Annotated in this window: 12 protein-coding genes; 7 read left to right on the forward strand and 5 right to left on the reverse strand. The window is 69.0% G+C overall.

The annotated features are described in order from the left end of the window. The first annotated feature begins 758 nt into the window (after positions 1 to 758). The 3 genes from HOV91_RS19875 to HOV91_RS19885 all read left to right on the forward strand — a co-directional run bounded on the left by HOV91_RS19875 (position 759) and on the right by HOV91_RS19885 (position 4,690). Complete coding sequence (locus HOV91_RS19875) at positions 759 to 2,594, forward strand: acyl-CoA dehydrogenase (protein WP_174186898.1); 1,836 nt, start codon at positions 759 to 761, stop codon at positions 2,592 to 2,594. 189 nt (positions 2,595 to 2,783) lie between these two features. Continuing rightward, a complete protein-coding gene (locus tag HOV91_RS19880) occupies positions 2,784 to 3,536 on the forward strand; it encodes a helix-turn-helix domain-containing protein (protein WP_174186899.1) in 753 nt (250 codons plus the stop codon). Positions 3,537 to 3,604: 68 nt separating this feature from the next. After that, a complete protein-coding gene (locus HOV91_RS19885; RefSeq protein ID WP_174186900.1) occupies positions 3,605 to 4,690 on the forward strand; it encodes a glycoside hydrolase family 183 protein in 1,086 nt (361 codons plus the stop codon). Positions 4,691 to 4,747: 57 nt separating this feature from the next. Here HOV91_RS19885 and HOV91_RS39960 read toward each other — a convergent pair whose 3' ends face one another. Then, a complete protein-coding gene (locus HOV91_RS39960) occupies positions 4,748 to 6,481 on the reverse strand; it encodes a VanW family protein (RefSeq protein WP_312884710.1) in 1,734 nt (577 codons plus the stop codon). 481 nt (positions 6,482 to 6,962) lie between these two features. Between HOV91_RS39960 and gnd the strand changes: the two genes are divergently transcribed. Further along, the gene (gnd, locus tag HOV91_RS19895) at positions 6,963 to 7,991 is read left to right on the forward strand and encodes a phosphogluconate dehydrogenase (NAD(+)-dependent, decarboxylating) (protein ID WP_174186902.1); all 1,029 of its coding nucleotides are present in this window, start codon (positions 6,963 to 6,965) and stop codon (positions 7,989 to 7,991) included. A 55-nt stretch (positions 7,992 to 8,046) separates the two neighbouring features. Here the strand turns inward: gnd and HOV91_RS19900 are convergent, their stop codons facing one another. Further along, positions 8,047 to 9,369, reverse strand: coding sequence for an acetyl-CoA C-acetyltransferase (locus tag HOV91_RS19900; protein ID WP_174186903.1), 1,323 nt, complete (start codon positions 9,367 to 9,369; stop codon positions 8,047 to 8,049). Between the two features lie 207 nt (positions 9,370 to 9,576). Here HOV91_RS19900 and HOV91_RS19905 point away from each other — a divergent pair, with 207 nt between their 5' ends. Further along, positions 9,577 to 10,935 carry a 3-oxoacyl-ACP reductase gene (locus HOV91_RS19905; RefSeq protein ID WP_174186904.1) on the forward strand — a complete coding sequence of 453 codons (1,359 nt, stop codon included), beginning with the start codon at positions 9,577 to 9,579 and terminating at the stop codon, positions 10,933 to 10,935. Further along, positions 10,932 to 11,822: a MaoC family dehydratase gene (locus HOV91_RS19910; protein WP_246350430.1), complete on the forward strand. Its 891-nt coding sequence runs from the start codon at positions 10,932 to 10,934 to the stop codon at positions 11,820 to 11,822. Before HOV91_RS19905 ends, HOV91_RS19910 begins: the two co-directional genes overlap by 4 nt. Positions 11,823 to 11,895: 73 nt before the next feature. Here HOV91_RS19910 and HOV91_RS19915 read toward each other — a convergent pair whose 3' ends face one another. The 3 genes from HOV91_RS19915 to HOV91_RS19925 form a co-directional block, all read right to left on the reverse strand. Continuing rightward, a complete protein-coding gene (locus HOV91_RS19915) occupies positions 11,896 to 13,152 on the reverse strand; it encodes a DUF5685 family protein (protein WP_174186905.1) in 1,257 nt (418 codons plus the stop codon). Between the two features lie 111 nt (positions 13,153 to 13,263). After that, the gene (locus HOV91_RS19920; RefSeq protein WP_174186906.1) at positions 13,264 to 13,863 is read right to left on the reverse strand and encodes a TetR/AcrR family transcriptional regulator; all 600 of its coding nucleotides are present in this window, start codon (positions 13,861 to 13,863) and stop codon (positions 13,264 to 13,266) included. A gap of 99 nt (positions 13,864 to 13,962) precedes the next feature. After that, positions 13,963 to 15,129, reverse strand: coding sequence for a glycoside hydrolase family 3 N-terminal domain-containing protein (locus tag HOV91_RS19925; RefSeq protein WP_174186907.1), 1,167 nt, complete (start codon positions 15,127 to 15,129; stop codon positions 13,963 to 13,965). A gap of 220 nt (positions 15,130 to 15,349) precedes the next feature. On the opposite strand from HOV91_RS19925, the gene HOV91_RS19930 reads away from it, so the two are divergent. Then, entirely contained in the window at positions 15,350 to 15,823 is a 474-nt protein-coding gene (locus HOV91_RS19930; RefSeq protein ID WP_174186912.1) for a universal stress protein, read from the forward strand. Positions 15,824 to 16,039 lie beyond the last annotated feature (216 nt).

Raw genomic sequence — 16,039 nt, forward strand, 5'->3', positions numbered from 1 at the left:
TCGCTTCGCTCGAAACCGGGAGTTGAGCTGATTTGGTGCGTCGGGTGGTGAACGCACGATGTCGGTCGTCGCCAGGGCAGGCATTGGGAGGAAGGGACCGCGCGCCGCCGGAAATCAGGCGGACACCGCCTCGACGTGCGGACTTACGGATTTGCAGCTGAACGGCACCATATCGGCTCGACCTCAGGTTTCGAGCGGAGCGAGCCCGTTCGCGGCCCGGCTCGGGGACACCCAGCCACGTACACGGCGGGCGCGCGAGCGGGCGCGCTGGAAAACCCACGCGGCCCGGCTCACGTCCGAGTGACCGCGCACGCGACGAAGCCGCCGAGAAAAGCCGCCCGTTCGCCGGATATCGGACAACGCCGAGCGCCCGGCCCCAGGCATGTCATCCCCACGCGCCCAGCACACCCCAACACCAGGTTTCGAGCGAAGCGAGACCGAGCATCCGCCGTTCGCGGCCCGGCTCGCGTTTGCGCGGCCGCCGCGCAAGCGACGAAGGAGCAAGCGGCGGCCGCGCAAACGCGAGCCATACAGGGGCCGCGAACCCGCCGCGCGAAGGCGCGGCCAATCAAACACTGTAAAACGCGTCACATTGCCTGCTCAGCTCTTTGCGCTTTCATTACCGGCCGGTAATATGGCACATAAGTTACCCGCGAGTAGCATGCGGAAAACCGGCACGACTACCCCGGTGGAGCGAACAACGGGCGGGAACGGCAACCAACCGACCGCACCAACTCAACGGAGAGTGAGTACTGACAATGGGTCACTACAAGAGCAACGTCCGCGACCTGGAGTTCAACCTCTTCGAGGTTCTCGGCCTCGGGTCGATCCTGGACAGCGGCGCCTACGGAGATCTCGACACGGACACCGTGAAGGAGATGCTCAACGAGGTGCGCCGCCTGGCCGAAGGTCCGCTCGGCGAGTCGTTCGCCGACGCCGACCGTAACCCGCCGGTCTTCGATCCCGAGACCCACACGGTCACTCTGCCCGAGTCCTTCAAGAAGAGCTACCGCACCCTCCAGGACGGCGGCTGGGACAAGCTGGGCATCGAAGAGGAGCTGGGCGGTCTGCCGATTCCCCGCGCGGCCTACTGGGCCATCGCCGAACTGATCCTGGGCGCGCAGCCGGCCGCCTTCATGTACGCCGCGGGCCCCGGCTTCGCGAACATCTTCTACAACAACGCCACCGAAGAGCAGAAGGGCTGGGCGAAGATCGCCGCCGAGCAGGGCTGGGGCGCCACCATGGTGCTCACCGAGCCCGACGCCGGTTCCGACGTGGGCGCCGGACGCACCAAGGCGATCAAGCAGGAAGACGGCACCTGGCACATCGAGGGCGTCAAGCGGTTCATCACCTCCGCCGACTCCGACGACCTGTTCCCGAATATCATGCACCTGGTGCTGGCCCGCCCCGAGGGCGCGGGACCGGGCACCAAGGGCCTGTCGCTGTTCTTCGTGCCGAAGTTCCACTTCGACCACGAGACCGGCGAGCTGGGCGAGCGCAACGGCGTCTTCGTCACCAACGTCGAGCACAAGATGGGCCTGAAGGTCTCGGCCACCTGTGAGGTCACCTTCGGCGGCCACGGCATCCCGGCCAAGGGCTGGCTGGTCGGCGAGGTGCACAACGGCATCGCGCAGATGTTCGACGTCATCGAGCACGCTCGCATGATGGTGGGCACCAAGGCCATCGCCACCCTGTCGACCGGTTACCTGAACGCCCGCGACTACGCCAAGGAGCGGGTCCAGGGCGCCGACCTGACCCAGATGACCGACAAGGCCGCGCCCCGCGTCACCATCACCCACCACCCGGACGTGCGCCGCTCGCTGGCCACCCAGAAGGCGTACGCGGAGGGCCTGCGCGCGGTGTACCTCTACACCGCCGCCCACCAGAACGAGGATGTGGCGCAGCTGGTCTCCGGCGCCGACCCCGACCTGGCCGCCCGGGTCAACGACCTGCTGCTGCCGATCGTCAAGGGTGTCGGCTCGGAGCGGGCCTACCAGTACCTGACCGAGTCGCTGCAAACCCTCGGTGGTTCCGGCTTCCTGCAGGACTACCCGATCGAGCAGTACATCCGCGACGCGAAGATCGACTCGCTCTACGAGGGCACCACCGCCATCCAGGCCCAGGACTTCTTCTTCCGCAAGATCGCCCGCGACCGCGGCGTGGCGCTGGCCCACGTGGCCGGTCAGGTGCAGAAGTTCATCGACGCCGAGGCGGGCAACGGCCGCCTGAAGGCCGAGCGCAAGCTGCTGGCCACCGCGCTGGAGGACGTGCAGGCCATGGCCGCCACGCTCACCGGCCACCTGATGGGCGCCCAGGAGCAGCCGAGCGAGCTGTACAAGGTCGGCCTGGGTTCGGTGCGCTTCCTGCTCTCCGTCGGTGACCTGCTGATCGGCTGGCAACTGCTGCGCCAGGCCGAGGTCGCCATCGCGGCGCTGGACAACGGCGCGACCGGCGCCGACGAGGCGTTCTACAACGGCAAGATCGCCGTCGCGCAGTTCTTCGCGCGCAACATCCTGCCGGAGCTGACCGCCACCCGCGCGGTGCTGTCCAACCTGGACAACGACATCATGGAGCTGGACGAAGCCGCGTTCTGACGCTCGCACAACCGATTCCAGCGGCCCGGAGATCTTCTCCGGGCCGCTGTCGTCTAGATTTGTCGATTCGTGACGTTCGATCGCCGCTCGACGCCCATCCTCTCCGGTAGATTGCGTGCTCCCAGGGGGCAGCAGGAACCTCCCCCTTCACACAGTTCGACACGAGAATTGTCGGCAGGGGTGCCCGAGGTGACGCGCAACGCAACTGGCATCGGCGCTTATCTGCGCGAACGACGCCTCGCCGCGGGGCTGACGTCCGCCCATCTGGCCCAGCGCGCCGATCTCACCGAGGCGATCCTGGACCAGGTCGAGACGGGCGCGACGGCGCCGAATCACGCACTGCTGCAGCAATTGTTCGACGCGCTCGAAGTGCCGATCTGGTACCGCAGGCACATCGTCGTGCTGACCATGCCGAGCTTCTGCGCTCCCGCCTACGGACCCGGCCCCACCGCGCCGACGCCCGACGACCTCGCCGATCTGCACAGCCTGCCCGACCCGGCCTGCTTCCAGCGGATGCCGACGCAGGATCTGGTGGAGGCCAATTCCGCCTACGAACGCGTCTTTCCCGGCGCGGTCGCCCGGGGGAACGTGCTGGAGTGGATGTTCCTCGACGCGGCGGCGCGGCGGGTGATGGTGGACTGGGCCGTCGAGGCGCACCTGCTCGTCGACGCCTTCCGCATCCTGTCTCCGCTGGCTCCGCGCGAGCGCGTCGAGGAGATCGCCGAACGCTGCCGCCGCTCCCCCGATTGGGATCGCATGTGGACCACCGAAGTACGCACGGCGGACATCCCACGCGGCAGGTTGCAGGTGCGTGACCTCGCCACCCGCCGTATCCGTTCGATGAGCATGCGCGTCTACAGTCCCGAGCTCCCGGAACGCCCGTGGTGGCTCTACCGGCTGGTGACGATTCCTGGAACGCGGGCAGCGCGCGCATCGATGTAGGCGACAGCGCGGCGGGAAGCGGGCAGAATGATCCCGCAGACTGCGTCCCAGGAGAAGGGAATTGCCGGATGACCCGATCGCTGTCCGCCCTCGCCCGAACCAGCGCGCTCGCCGCGGTCCTCGCGCTGGCCGCGGCCGCGCCCGCGGGCGCCGACCCGAACAACGTCATCCCGATTCCCGCGCTCAACGGCATTCACGGCCTGCCCGAACTGCCCGGACCGACCAAAGCGGTGTTCCAGGTGACCGGCATGGACAGCCCGAATCGCACGCAAAGCGTCAACGTGCTCGGCACCGATCTCGGCATCATGTGGGACGACGGCAACGGCCGGATGATCACCGCCTTCGGCGACAGCGCCGGTATCGGCATCCCGAACCTGCTCGCGGGCAGCATCTGGGCCTGGACCAGCAACGTGCTGTTCCGCAGTTCCGCACACGACCCGGCCGAGGGCATCATCTTCGACGACGTGGTGCCGAACCCGTTGCCGAGCCCCAAGATCCCCGGCATCGAGATCAGCCTCATTCCCACGGCGGGCATCTCGGTGGGCGGCGTGCAGTACATGAGCATGATGTCGGTCCGCGAGTGGGGCGATCACGGCAAGTGGCACACCAACTTCTCCACCCTGGCCTCCTCCGGTGACGGCGGCACCACGTGGTCGCAGCTGACCCACACTCGTCGCGCCAACATCGACGGCCACGAGAACTTCCAGCAGAACGCCTTCCTGAAGGCAGGCGGCTACATCTATCGCTACGGCACGCCCGCGGGCCGGAACAACCCCGGATTCGTCTCCCGGGCGAAGGAAGCCGATATCGCGAATATCGACGCCTACGAGTACTGGGACGGCAAGGAGTGGAAGCCCACCGACGCCAAGACCGCGGCACCGATCGTCGGCGGCGTCGCCGAGCTCTCGGTCATGTGGAACGACTACCTGGGCCAGTACGTCATGCTGACCACCGACCCTGCCAACAGCGTCGTCCTGCGCACCGCGGCCGCCCCCGAGGGACCGTGGAGCGAACCCCGCGTGCTCATCGACGCCCGCTCCCTCCCCACCGCCTACGCGCCGATGATCTACCCCTACCAAACCGGCCGGGATCTCTACTTCCTGGTCACCCAGCACACCCAGTACAACGTGCTGCTGATGAAAACGCCCTTGTGAACTCGCTCGACAGGTGAGGCCCGTCGGGGTCTCACGCCACGGAGCGGGGCTGTTTCCTCACTCGCACTTCACCACCGGGATCGGGTCGTATTTCACCGTGCGGGTCTTGCGGGAGACTTCACGGCCGGTCTTGCGGTCGGTGATGACGCGGGTGTCGGAGATGGTGAAGCCGGGGGCGCCTTCGGAGGCGATGCAGTCCTTGCCCTTGGGCAGGGTGATGGTGTTGGGCTCGGTCGGTTTGGTCTTCTCGCCGGTGATGGACTCGACGTCGACGGTCTTGGTGCCCCACAGGCGCACGGTGATCTCGGAGTCCGAGGCGAAGGTCTCGATGTAGATGCCGGTCCGGCTGTCGTTGCGGAATTTCAGATCGATCGCCCCGTCGAAGACGGTGGCTTCCCGAGCGGCGGGGTAGCGGGAGATGTAGTAGCTGTGCTCGGTGTGCCCCGCGTCCTCGAGACCGGCGAAATACGCCGCGTTGTAGAGCGTGGTGGCGAACTGGCTGATGCCGCCGCCGACGGCGGTGCTGGGACGGCCGTGGTCGATGATGCCGGACTCGACATAGCCCTCGGCGGTGCCGCGCGGGCCGGTGAACTCGTTCAGCGAGAACGTCTCTCCCGGCTTCACGATCGCGCCGTTGACCTTCCTGGCCACGGTGCGGATGTTGACGCCGGAAGGGCCGCTGAAACCGCCGGTGGTGAACGATCCGACGGTCTCGATCACCCCGAGTCCCTGCGCGGCCTCGGTGGTCAGTTTCGGCTCGATCCGCTCGTAGACCACCTGCGCGGTCCGCTCGGCCGGGGCGACCAGCAGCGCGGTGAACTGTTCGAAGGTCTTCGGCCAGTTGATCTTGTCGCCGACCACGGCTGGGACGACCGACGGCTTGCCCCCGGACACCGCGAACGTCGCGTCCTTCGGCTCGACTTCCGTGGTGGCCAGTTGCGGCGCGAGCAGGCCGATCGCGGCCTCCTGGTTCACCGCCACGGCCAGACCACCCTGCCCGTCCGGCGTGAAAGTCAGGACGGAGGCGATCTGCTCGGGATCGAGCCTGGCCGCGGCACCCTTGCCCGCGAAGGAGATCGGCGCCCGCACGGCGGGCTGGGCGATCTCGCGCAACGCTTTGTCCACGGCCTCCGGACGCACCTGCAGCGGCGCGGGAACGACGGGAAGATCCACTGTCGTGCCGGTGATCCACCGGTCGGCCAGCTCCGTGCGCGCGGCGGCGGCGTCGAGTACCCGGCCCGGGACGGGCGCGACCGCTACGGGTCTGGCCTTGTCGAAGGTGACGGTGCCGTCGACCGAGGCTCGGTCGTGCACCCGCAGCTCGGTCAGCTGACGATCCAGCGCCTGCTCATCGATCGCGCTGACGATCGCCACGTCGCGCGTGGTGAAGACGGAGGCGAGCCGGGTGAACGGGTTGAGCGGCTGGGAGCCGATCCGCGACCAGGTGTCGTCCCAGTCCACCGACAGCCCGGCGGCACTGGGCACGATGCTGGTCTGCACGTCGCCGATGCGCAGCGGCAGCTCCCGGTTCGCCCTGGGGTCGAGTTCGGCGCGCAGGCGGGCGTCGGCGGCCGCGGTGTCCATGCCGCCCACGTCGACACCCGCGACGACGGTGCCGCGCGGCACCTCACCCGAGGAAAGCGCCAAGTCCACCACGTATCCGAGGCCGACGACCGCCAGCACCGCGCCGACCCCGATGGCGGCCCGGCGCACGACGGCGCTGTCCAGGCGCTTCGGCGGCGGGGTGGAGATCGGGCGACGCGCGGGCGCACGGCGGGGTGCGGGCGGCACGGGCCTGCGGCGACTAGTTTGCAAGGGCTGGGTGGGCTGCGCGTCACCGCTCCATGCGACCGACCGGTCCGCTTCCTGGGGTCGCTCCGCCCCGAGGAGCTGGCGCCATCCGACTTCGCCACCAGGCTGTGGGCCGCGTCCTCCGGTGCTCGGCTGGCTCGTCACGAACCCGTCCTCCCCGTTCGATTGAGTTGTGGACCCGCACGATGCGAGTCCCCACCAACGATAGTGGTCCCTACCGACAGCGGTCGGCACAGCTCGGGCGTAGAGCAAATCCCGCGCAAAGAACCGGGTACACCACACAAAGAGGCCCGCGCAGTTGCCGGGTCGGGGGTCTGGCAACTGCGCGGAGCCGACCTGTTTATCGGGCTGTCGCGAGCCGCGTTACACGCGCGCGGCCAACCGTGACCGATCCCACGCGGGAGAATCGGGAGAGACCACCCCGCCGCAAGACTTCGCATACACGAGGGAGATGGATGGCATGCAGCTGGGAATGATCGGCCTCGGCCGGATGGGCGCCAACATCGTGCGCCGCATCGTCAGGGACGGGCACACCGCCATCGGATACGAACGTCGCGCTTCCAACATCGACGAGCTCAGCGCGGAGCTCGGGGACGGCTTTCGGGGCACCACCGACCTCGCCGAGTTCGTGGGCATGCTGGAGACGCCGCGCGTGGTGTGGGTGATGATCCCGGCCGGCGCGACCGGGGCGGCGATCGAGCAGGTCGCCGAACTGCTCGAGCCCGGCGACATCGTGATCGACGGCGGCAACAGCCGCTACCACGAGGATCTCGCGCGCGCCGAGCGACTGAAGCCCAGCGGCATCCACTACGTGGACATCGGCACCTCGGGCGGGGTGTTCGGCCTGACCCGCGGCTTCTGCCTGATGATCGGCGGCGAGACCGAGCCGGTGAAGTACCTGGACCCGCTGCTCAAGTCGATCGCGCCGGGTCTGGCCGCTGCGGAGCGGACACCGGGACGCACCGGCGAACCGTCCACCGCCGAACTGGGCTATCTGCACTGCGGGCCGGTGGGCGCGGGCCACTTCGTGAAGATGGTCCACAACGGCATCGAATACGGGGCGATGGCCGCCTACGCCGAAGGGCTGAACATCCTGCACCGGGCCAACTACGGAGCCGAGCACGCGGGCGAGTTCTCCGCCGAGGAGACACCGTTGGAGCACCCCGAGTACTACCAGTACGACCTCGACCTGCCCGAGATCACCGAGGTGTGGCGCCGGGGTTCGGTGGTGGCCTCCTGGCTGCTCGACCTCACCGCGGCGGCTCTGCACGCCGACCCGAACCTGGATTCCTACAGCGGCCGGGTGTCCGACTCCGGCGAGGGCCGCTGGACGATCGATGCCGCCATCGACACGGGCGTGCCCGTACCCGTGCTGGCGTCCGCCCTGTTCGCGCGGTTCTCCTCCCGCGGCGATTCCCTATACGCGGACAAACTTCTCTCGGCAATGCGCAAAGCGTTCGGCGGGCATCTGGAACTGCCGGAGAAATAGGCGGTCCGACCGAAATCTCGATCGGACCACCTTCGCCGGTGCGACTACCTCGTCCTCAGCGCTCGAGGATCGCGACGACGCCCTGACCGCCCGCCGCGCAGATGGAGATGAGAGCGCGACCGGAGCCCTTCTCGGCCAGCAGCTTCGCCGTGGCGGCGACGATGCGCCCGCCGGTGGCGGCGAAAGGGTGGCCCGCGGCCAGCGACGAGCCGTTGACGTTGAGCTTGCCGCGATCGATCGAGCCGAGCGCGCCGTCGAGGCCGAGGCGCTCCTTGCAGTAGGCGTCGGACTCCCACGCGGCCAGGGTGGCCAGCACCACCGAGGCGAAGGCCTCGTGGATCTCGTAGTAGTCGAAGTCCTGCAGGGTCAGGCCGTTGCGCGCGAGCAGGCGCGGCACCGCGTAGGTCGGCGCCATCAGCAGGCCGTCGGGGCCGTGGATGTAGTCGACCGCGGCGACCTCGCTGTCGACCAGGTGGGCCAGCACCGGCAGGTTGCGTTCGGCGGCCCACTCCTCGCTGGACAGCAGCACCGTCGAAGCCCCGTCGGTGAGCGGGGTGGAGTTGCCCGCGGTCATGGTCGCGTCGCCCGCCTTGACCCCGAAGACCGGCTTCAGGGTGGCCAGCTTCTCGACGGAGGAGTTCGGCCGCAGATTGTCGTCGCGGGTGAGGCCGAGGAACGGGGTGATCAGGTCGTCGAAGAAACCGCGGTCGTAGGCGGCCGCCATGTTCTTGTGCGACAGGTAGGCCAGTTCGTCCTGCGCCTCGCGCGCGACGCCGAACTCCTTGGCGGTGATGGCGGCGTGCTCACCCATGGACAGCCCGGTGCGCGGCTCGGCGTTGCGCGGGATCTCGATGCCGAGCATGCTCGGACGCAGCTGGCCGACCAGCTTGAGCCGGTCCTTGTTGGTCTTGGCGCGGTTGGCGTCGAGCATCCACTCCCGCATGCCCTCGCTCACGCCGATCGGCGCGTCCGACGTGGTGTCGGTGCCGCCGCCGACGCCCGCTTCGATGCGACCCGCGGCGATCGCGTCACCGACGGTGACGATCGCCTGGAGGCCGGTGCCGCAGGCCAGTTGCAGGTCGTGCGCGGGGGTGTAGGGGCTGAGCTTGCTGCCGAGCACGCTCTCCCGGATCAGGCCGTGCTCGCCGACCCGCTTGAGCACGGCGCCGCCGACGACCATGCCGAGCCGCTCGCCCTGCAGGCCGAAACGGCTGACCAGTCCGTCCAGCGCGGCGGTGAACATGTCCTGGTTGGAGGCGTGCGCGTACGCCTTGTCCGAGCGAGCGAACGGAATCCGGTTACCGCCGACGATCGCGACCGGGCGGGTGGTCTTACCGGTCTTGGCGGCGCTCTTGGCCGAACGGGCTTTGCTAGTCACTCGAGTCTCCAAGGTCTCGTGATGGATGTCCCGGCGGCCCGGTCCGGCGCGGTAGTTCCACGCTGATCGGCGCCCCGTCGCGGTTGTTTACATTAAACTTACTCTGGAGTAAGTTTAATGTCGACACGTACCCCGCAAATGTGCGCTAGCAAACCACGCCGGGGCGACCCCAGACCCGAGAGACTGAACTCAGAAAAGGTAGGAATAGTGGCAGCCAGCAAGAGCAAGGGTGCTCCCAACCTCTATGGATCGTTCGTACACTCCGCACCTGGCGCGTTCCTGGCCAGCAAGCTCGGCCTTCCGAAGCCGGAGGCACTGCGCCGCTACGTCCAGGGCGAGCCGCCGCTGCCGGGCCCGGTGCTGATCGGCGGCAAGGGCCGGGTCGCCGAGCCGGTGCGCGCCCTGCTGTCGGACTACACCTTCGCCGATGCGCTCAGCCCCGACACCAAATACGGCGCGCTGGTGTTCGACGCCACCGGCATCGGCACCGTCGAGGATCTCTCGCAGCTGTTCGAGTTCTTCCAGCCCGCCATGCGCAGCCTCACCTCGTCCGGGCGCGTCGTGGTCATCGGCACCACGCCGGAGCTGGCTTCCGGCGTGGACGAGCAGATCGCGCAGCGCGCGCTGGAGGGCTTCACCCGCTCGGTGGCCAAGGAACTGCTGCGCGGCTCCACCGCCCAGCTGGTCTACCTGCACCCGGAGGCCGCGGCAACGGCCACCGGCCTGGAGTCGACGCTGCGCTTCCTGCTCTCGGCCAAGTCGGCGTTCGTCGACGGTCAGGTCATCCGGGTCGGCAAGGACGACGCGAGCGCACCCGCCGACTGGGATCGTCCGCTGGCGGGCAAGGTCGCGGTGGTGACCGGCGCGGCGCGCGGCATCGGCGCCACCATCGCCGAGGTGTTCGCCCGCGACGGCGCCCAGGTGATCGTGGCCGACATCCCGGCCGCAGGCGAGGCACTGTCGCAGACCGCGAACAAGGTGGGCGGCACCGCCCTGGCGCTCGACGTGACCGCCCCCGACGCCGCGGAGAAGCTGGCCGAGTTCGCCACCGAGCGTTTCGGCGGCATCGACATCATCGTGCACAACGCGGGCATCACCCGCGACAAGCTGCTGGCGAACATGGACGAGGGCCGCTGGAACGCGGTCATCAACGTCAATCTCGCCGCTCCGCACCGCATCACCGAGGGCCTGGTGGCCAGGGGTGCGCTCAAGGAGGGCGGTCGCGTGATCGACGTGTCCTCGATCGCGGGCATCGCGGGCAACCGCGGCCAGACCAACTACGGCGCGTCCAAGGCGGGCGTCATCGGCATGGTGAACGCCGAGGCGCCGAAGCTGGCGGAGAAGAACATCACCATCAACGCCGTCGCGCCCGGCTTCATCGAGACCGCGATGACCGCCGCGATCCCGCTGGCCACCCGGGAAGCGGGCCGGCTGATGAGTTCGCTGCTGCAGGGCGGCCAGACCGTCGACGTCGCCGAGACCATCGCCTACTTCGCGAGCCCGGCGTCGAACGCGGTGACCGGCAACGTCGTGCGGGTCTGCGGACAGAGCCTGATCGGAGCATGATGACGCGGGCTCCAGCAAGCCGGGAGAAGACCCAGGTGATCGCCCTCACCGAACCACCGAAGAACAGCCGTCTGTTCGTCAAGGCCGCGCTCGGCGCGGTGCCGCTGCTGTCGGCGCGCAAGCCGACGCTGCCGGACCGGGCCGTTCAGCTCGACGGCCTGCGGGTGGATCCGGAACACCTGGCCGCCTACTGCCGGGCGACCGGTCTGCGGTTCGGCGACGCGCTGCCGCTGACCTATCCGTTCATCCTCACCTTCCCGCTGGCGATGCAGCTGGTGGTGGCGCGGGACTTCCCGTTCGTCGCGGTGGGGGCGGTGCACGCGCAGAACGTCATCGAGCGCACCCGGGACATCTCGGTGAGCGAGCCGCTGGACATTCGCACGCACATCGAGAACCTGCGCGAGCACCCGAAGGGTCTGCTCGTGGACGCGATCAGCGACGTGAAGGTGGGCCGGGAGCTGGTGTGGCACCAGGTCACCACGTTCCTGCACCAGCAGCGCACCTCGCTGTCGGGCGGGCCGAAGCAGGAGCCGAAGCCGGACGAGGTCCCGCCGCCGCCGCTGCGCACCCTGCGGGTGGATCAGAAGACGATCACCCGCTACGCCGCCGCCTCCGGTGACCACAACCCGATCCACACTTCGGCGTTGGGCGCCAAGGCTTTCGGCTTCCCGCGGTCGATCGCCCACGGCATGTGGTCGGCGGCGACCGTGCTCGGTGCCGTCGAGGGGCGCATTCCGGAGCAGACCACCTACTCGGTCAAGTTCGGTAAGCCGATCCTGCTGCCCTCCACCGTCAACCTGTATGCCGACCAGGCCGAAGGCGGTTGGGATCTGGCGCTGCGGCACCCGAAGAAGGGATATCCGCATCTGACGGCGACCTTGCGCTGAGCGATCCGCCGAGCCGCATTCCGATTCACCGCGAATCGGGATGCGGCTCAGCGCGTTCCGGCCCCGCTATGGCTCAGCAGTCGCAACCGCAATTGCAGCAGCCGCAGTCGCCGCAATTGCAGCAGCTGCAATCGCACTCGCCGCAATCGCTGCAGTCGCAGTTCTTGATCCAAGCGTCCTTGCGTTCGCCGGTGCACGGTTGGGTGTGGTCGGCGCAGCAGGCGTAGCCCGTGCAGTAGCCGCCCAGGATGAGTGCGAGGGATTCGCCGACGCCCGGCCGGCGGGTCGGCGGACGGTGCCCGGTTCCGTGCCGGCGGGCGCGGACCTCGGCGCGTCCGGCGCCCTCCGGCGACACCGAACAGGTGTGGGCGGCGCAGGTTCCCAGCCCGCCGCCCAGCCGCCGCAGCACCGCGGTCAGCGGATCGAGCAGCATCCAGCGAACGGTGGGCACCCGGCTCAGCTCGGCTTCCGCGACGGCCGCGCGCAGGCGCGAATTCGATTGCCGGAGCAGCTCGTATGCCTCGGGCACGGTGGTGCCGGTGGCCGCGAGGGGGTTGAAGCGGTCGTTGGCGGCGTCGTCGTCGTAGTCGGCGACGGCGTCGGCCAGATGGGCGATCCGACCGAATTGCCATCCGGCCGCATGCAACATCTCGATATTGTCCGGGCGCTCGGCCAGCACCGCGGTGTGCGCGAAGAAGGCCGACGCGCACAGCTGAGTGGGGGCGGTCAGCCGGTCCAGCGGGTCCGCCGAAGGCGCCATCGCGGAACGCCAATGCGGCGACGCGGCAAGCGGTTCCGGCACGAACCCGGCGGGCCGCGCCGCCGCCGCGCCAACGGCGGCCAGCTCTTTCGTCTCCTGCTCCAGGCGCACCTGCGCGTCCAGCGCCGCGACCAGCGGTTCGACGTCGAGACCGATACGCTCCGCACCCGCACGGGCCTCCCGGCCCCAGCGCGCCGCGGCTTTCGCCAGCGGCTTGCGGGCGAGCCCGGCCAGCTCGCCATCGTCCACGTGGTCGCGAATCTTGGCCGCTGCCAACAGCAGCGAGGCGGTGGTGGCGAGCTGAACGCCGGGCGAGTCGGCGGTGACCACCGACGCGCGCCGCATGCCGCGCAGTGGGCACGGCGCCGCGGTGGCGCGTGCGGCCGAACCGGATTGCGCCTCGGTGAGCATGCTCAGCACCAGCGCGTCCTTGTTGGTGGTGGCGCGGGCGAGCTGACCGTGCCCGTCCCGCAGCCCGAGACACAAACCGCACAGATGCGCGCGCCACTCGGCCGCATCGATTCCATACTTCTGAGCGCCGTGCGCACACGGCCTGAGCAACCCGAACACTTCCGCCCCGTTTCTCCCCGGCTCGATCGAATGAGCCGGTCCGCGCTGTGCGAACTCACGCACTGTGGCAAAAGGGCAGCGCGGAAGCAACCGGTACGGGCAAAACGTGGGTTACTCGGTTTTCTTCCGGCCCGCGAGACCGCGCCAGGCCAGGTCGTCGAGCAGGTCGACCGCCTCGGCGACCTCGATCCGGCCGCTGGCCAACCGGTCGGCGATGGCCTCGCCCGCACCGATCACGGCGACCGCGACGACGTCGAAGTTCGTTCCCGGCTCGGCGTGCTTGGCGCTGGACTCCAGCAGTTTGGCGGTCAGCTCGATGACGCGTTCGCGCGCGTTCTCGATCTCCGAGGCGAACGCCTGCTGGCCGATTGCCTGCCGGTAGAGCACCTGCCAGGAGCGCCGGTTGCGGTCGACGAAGCCGAGGAAGCCCTCGAGCGCGGTGCGCACCTGCTCGTGCGGCGTGAGCAATGGGTTCCCGGCGGGCGCGACGGATTCGATGAACCGCAACCCCTCCCGCTGGATGCAGGCGCGGAACAATTCGTCTTTGGAGCCGTAGTACAGGTACAGCATCGGCTTCGAGATCTTCGCCTCGGCGGCGATCGCGTCCATCGATGTGTCGTGGAAGCCCCTACGCGAGAAGACCTCCACGGCGGCGTCGAGCATCTGCTGCTCGCGTACCGCTCGCGGAAGCCGCTTCGTACCGCCCGCCATCCACACTCCTACCACAGATGAATCTCATATATTACTCCAAGGTAAGTTCCGGCGGTCCGATTTGCTCACCAGTCGCCCCACTCAGCTGTGCGCCGCCGATCAGCAGCGCGGCAACGCGCCCTTGAACGCGGCAACGCGCACGACCGACGCATCCACCTGCGCCATCGGCAGTCGCCCGCTCGACACCGCCTGCTCCAGCCGGTCGAGCACCTGCGGCACCGCGTCGGTGGTGATCCACAGGGCGTTGTCCGCGCCGGCGACCAACGCGGCCTCGACCGCCTCCTCGATCGACATCCGGCTGGTGATCGCCGCCATGCCACCGAGATCGTCGGTGAAGATCGGACCCTGGAACGGCGCGGCGCCGTAGCCGCTGCCCTCGCGCAGCAAACGCATCGCCTCCGGGCTGATGCTGGCCGGGACGTTCGGGGTGGTCAGGCCGGGCACGTCCAGATGGCCCACCATCACCGCCGCGCCCGAGCCGATCAGATTGCGGAACGGCACCAGGTCCACCTGCTGCATCTGCTCCAGCGGCGGGGTGCGCACCGCGCCGGTGTGCGAGTCGCCCGACCCGGACCCGTGACCGGGGAAGTGCTTCATCACCGTGCCGACGCCGACCTCGCGCATCGCGCGGATGTAGGCGTCGGCGTAGCGGGTGACCACGTCCGGATCGTCGGAGAAGGAGCGGTCGCCGATGACCGAGTCGTCCGGCTGGGAGCTGACGTCGATATCGGGGGCGAAGTCCACCGTCACGCCGAGATCCTTCAGCGCACGGCCGCGCACGAGCGTGGCGCTGTAGAACTGCTCGGGACTCATGGTCTGCGCCGTCTCCCGCGCCGAGGGCGCCTCGCCGATCAGGTTGCCCACCCGCGAGACGCGGCCGCCCTCCTCATCGATGGTCACCATCACGGGCACCTTCGCGGCCTCTTTCACCTGCGCGATCTGTCCGGAGGACAGCAGCGCCTGATCGGTCCATCCGCCCACGAAGATGCCGCCGACCTGCTCGTCGCGCACCACGCTCGTGGCGTCGGCGGCGCCGGTGACGCCCACCGTCAGCAACTGGGCGAGCTTCGCGCGGGTGGTGAACTGCGCGAGGTACCCGGCGTTGCAGTCCGGCGGCGCCGAACCGGTGGCCGGGATCGCGGCGGTGGTCGCTTCCCCCGTCGCGGTGGTGGTGCTCGACGGGGCCGACTGCGTAGAGCCGCCGTTGGAGCAGGCGGTCGCGACGGCGGCGAGAACGGCGAGGACGAGCAGAGGCGTCTTCCGCATAGAGGTCAACCGTACTCGCCGCGACGTGTGCCACCGCAGTCGCTCCGTCGCTACCGGGCGGGCAACTCGCACACCGGTGCGTGACCGTCGTCCCCGACCGGCGCTCTCGGGTCGGCACTGCTGGCGTTCACGCAGGTCATACCGGTGAACAAGCGGGTTCGAGCGGGTCGGCGCGGGGTAATCTCGAGGTGTCGCCGTGCGTCCGGCTCAGGAGGTCATCGTGCCCTGCGATCTGATGCTCATCGCCTACGACGGCTCCGAGAACGCCAAGCGCGCCGTCGAATACGCCGGGCGCTTCCTCACCGCGAACCGGGCTGTCGTGCTGACCGCGTGGGAGCCCATGGTGCGGCAAGCCGCCCGCCTGTCGGGGCTGTCGGGTGTGATGCAACCGGAATGGGTGCCGGACGACGAGATCGAGGACATCGCCTACGTCGACGCGCGCGCCACCAACGCCGAGGGGGTGCGGCTGGCCGAGCTGGCGGGCTTGAACGCCGAGGCGCGCACCGCCGAATGCGCCACCACCATCTGGAACGCCATCGTCGATTGCGCCGACGAACTGGACGTCGACATCATCGTCGCGGGTACCCGCGGCGCCACCGGGCTGCGCGCGCTCCTGCACAGCAGCGTGGCCGACGCCGTCCTCAAGCATTGCCACCGCCCGGTCCTGCTCGTCCCGCCCGGCAAGAACGCTTGAGCGCGCCGGTGTGAGATCTGGATCGCTCCCCCGCGGGGGGACGACGCGGCGGGGCTAGGTGTACGGCCCAGGGACGTTGGTTGAGGTTTTGTGACGACACGCGGTAAGTGATCGTTGAATGGTGAAGGTCTCCTGTCGTGGAGTGGGAGTTGCTGAGACAACCACTGCATCGAACAGGAGACCTTCGTGGTCCACGCTAACGCACCCTTGACCCCG

It is taken from the genome of Nocardia barduliensis (genome assembly GCF_013315795.1).
In the GTDB taxonomy this organism is placed as follows: domain Bacteria; phylum Actinomycetota; class Actinomycetes; order Mycobacteriales; family Mycobacteriaceae; genus Nocardia; species Nocardia barduliensis.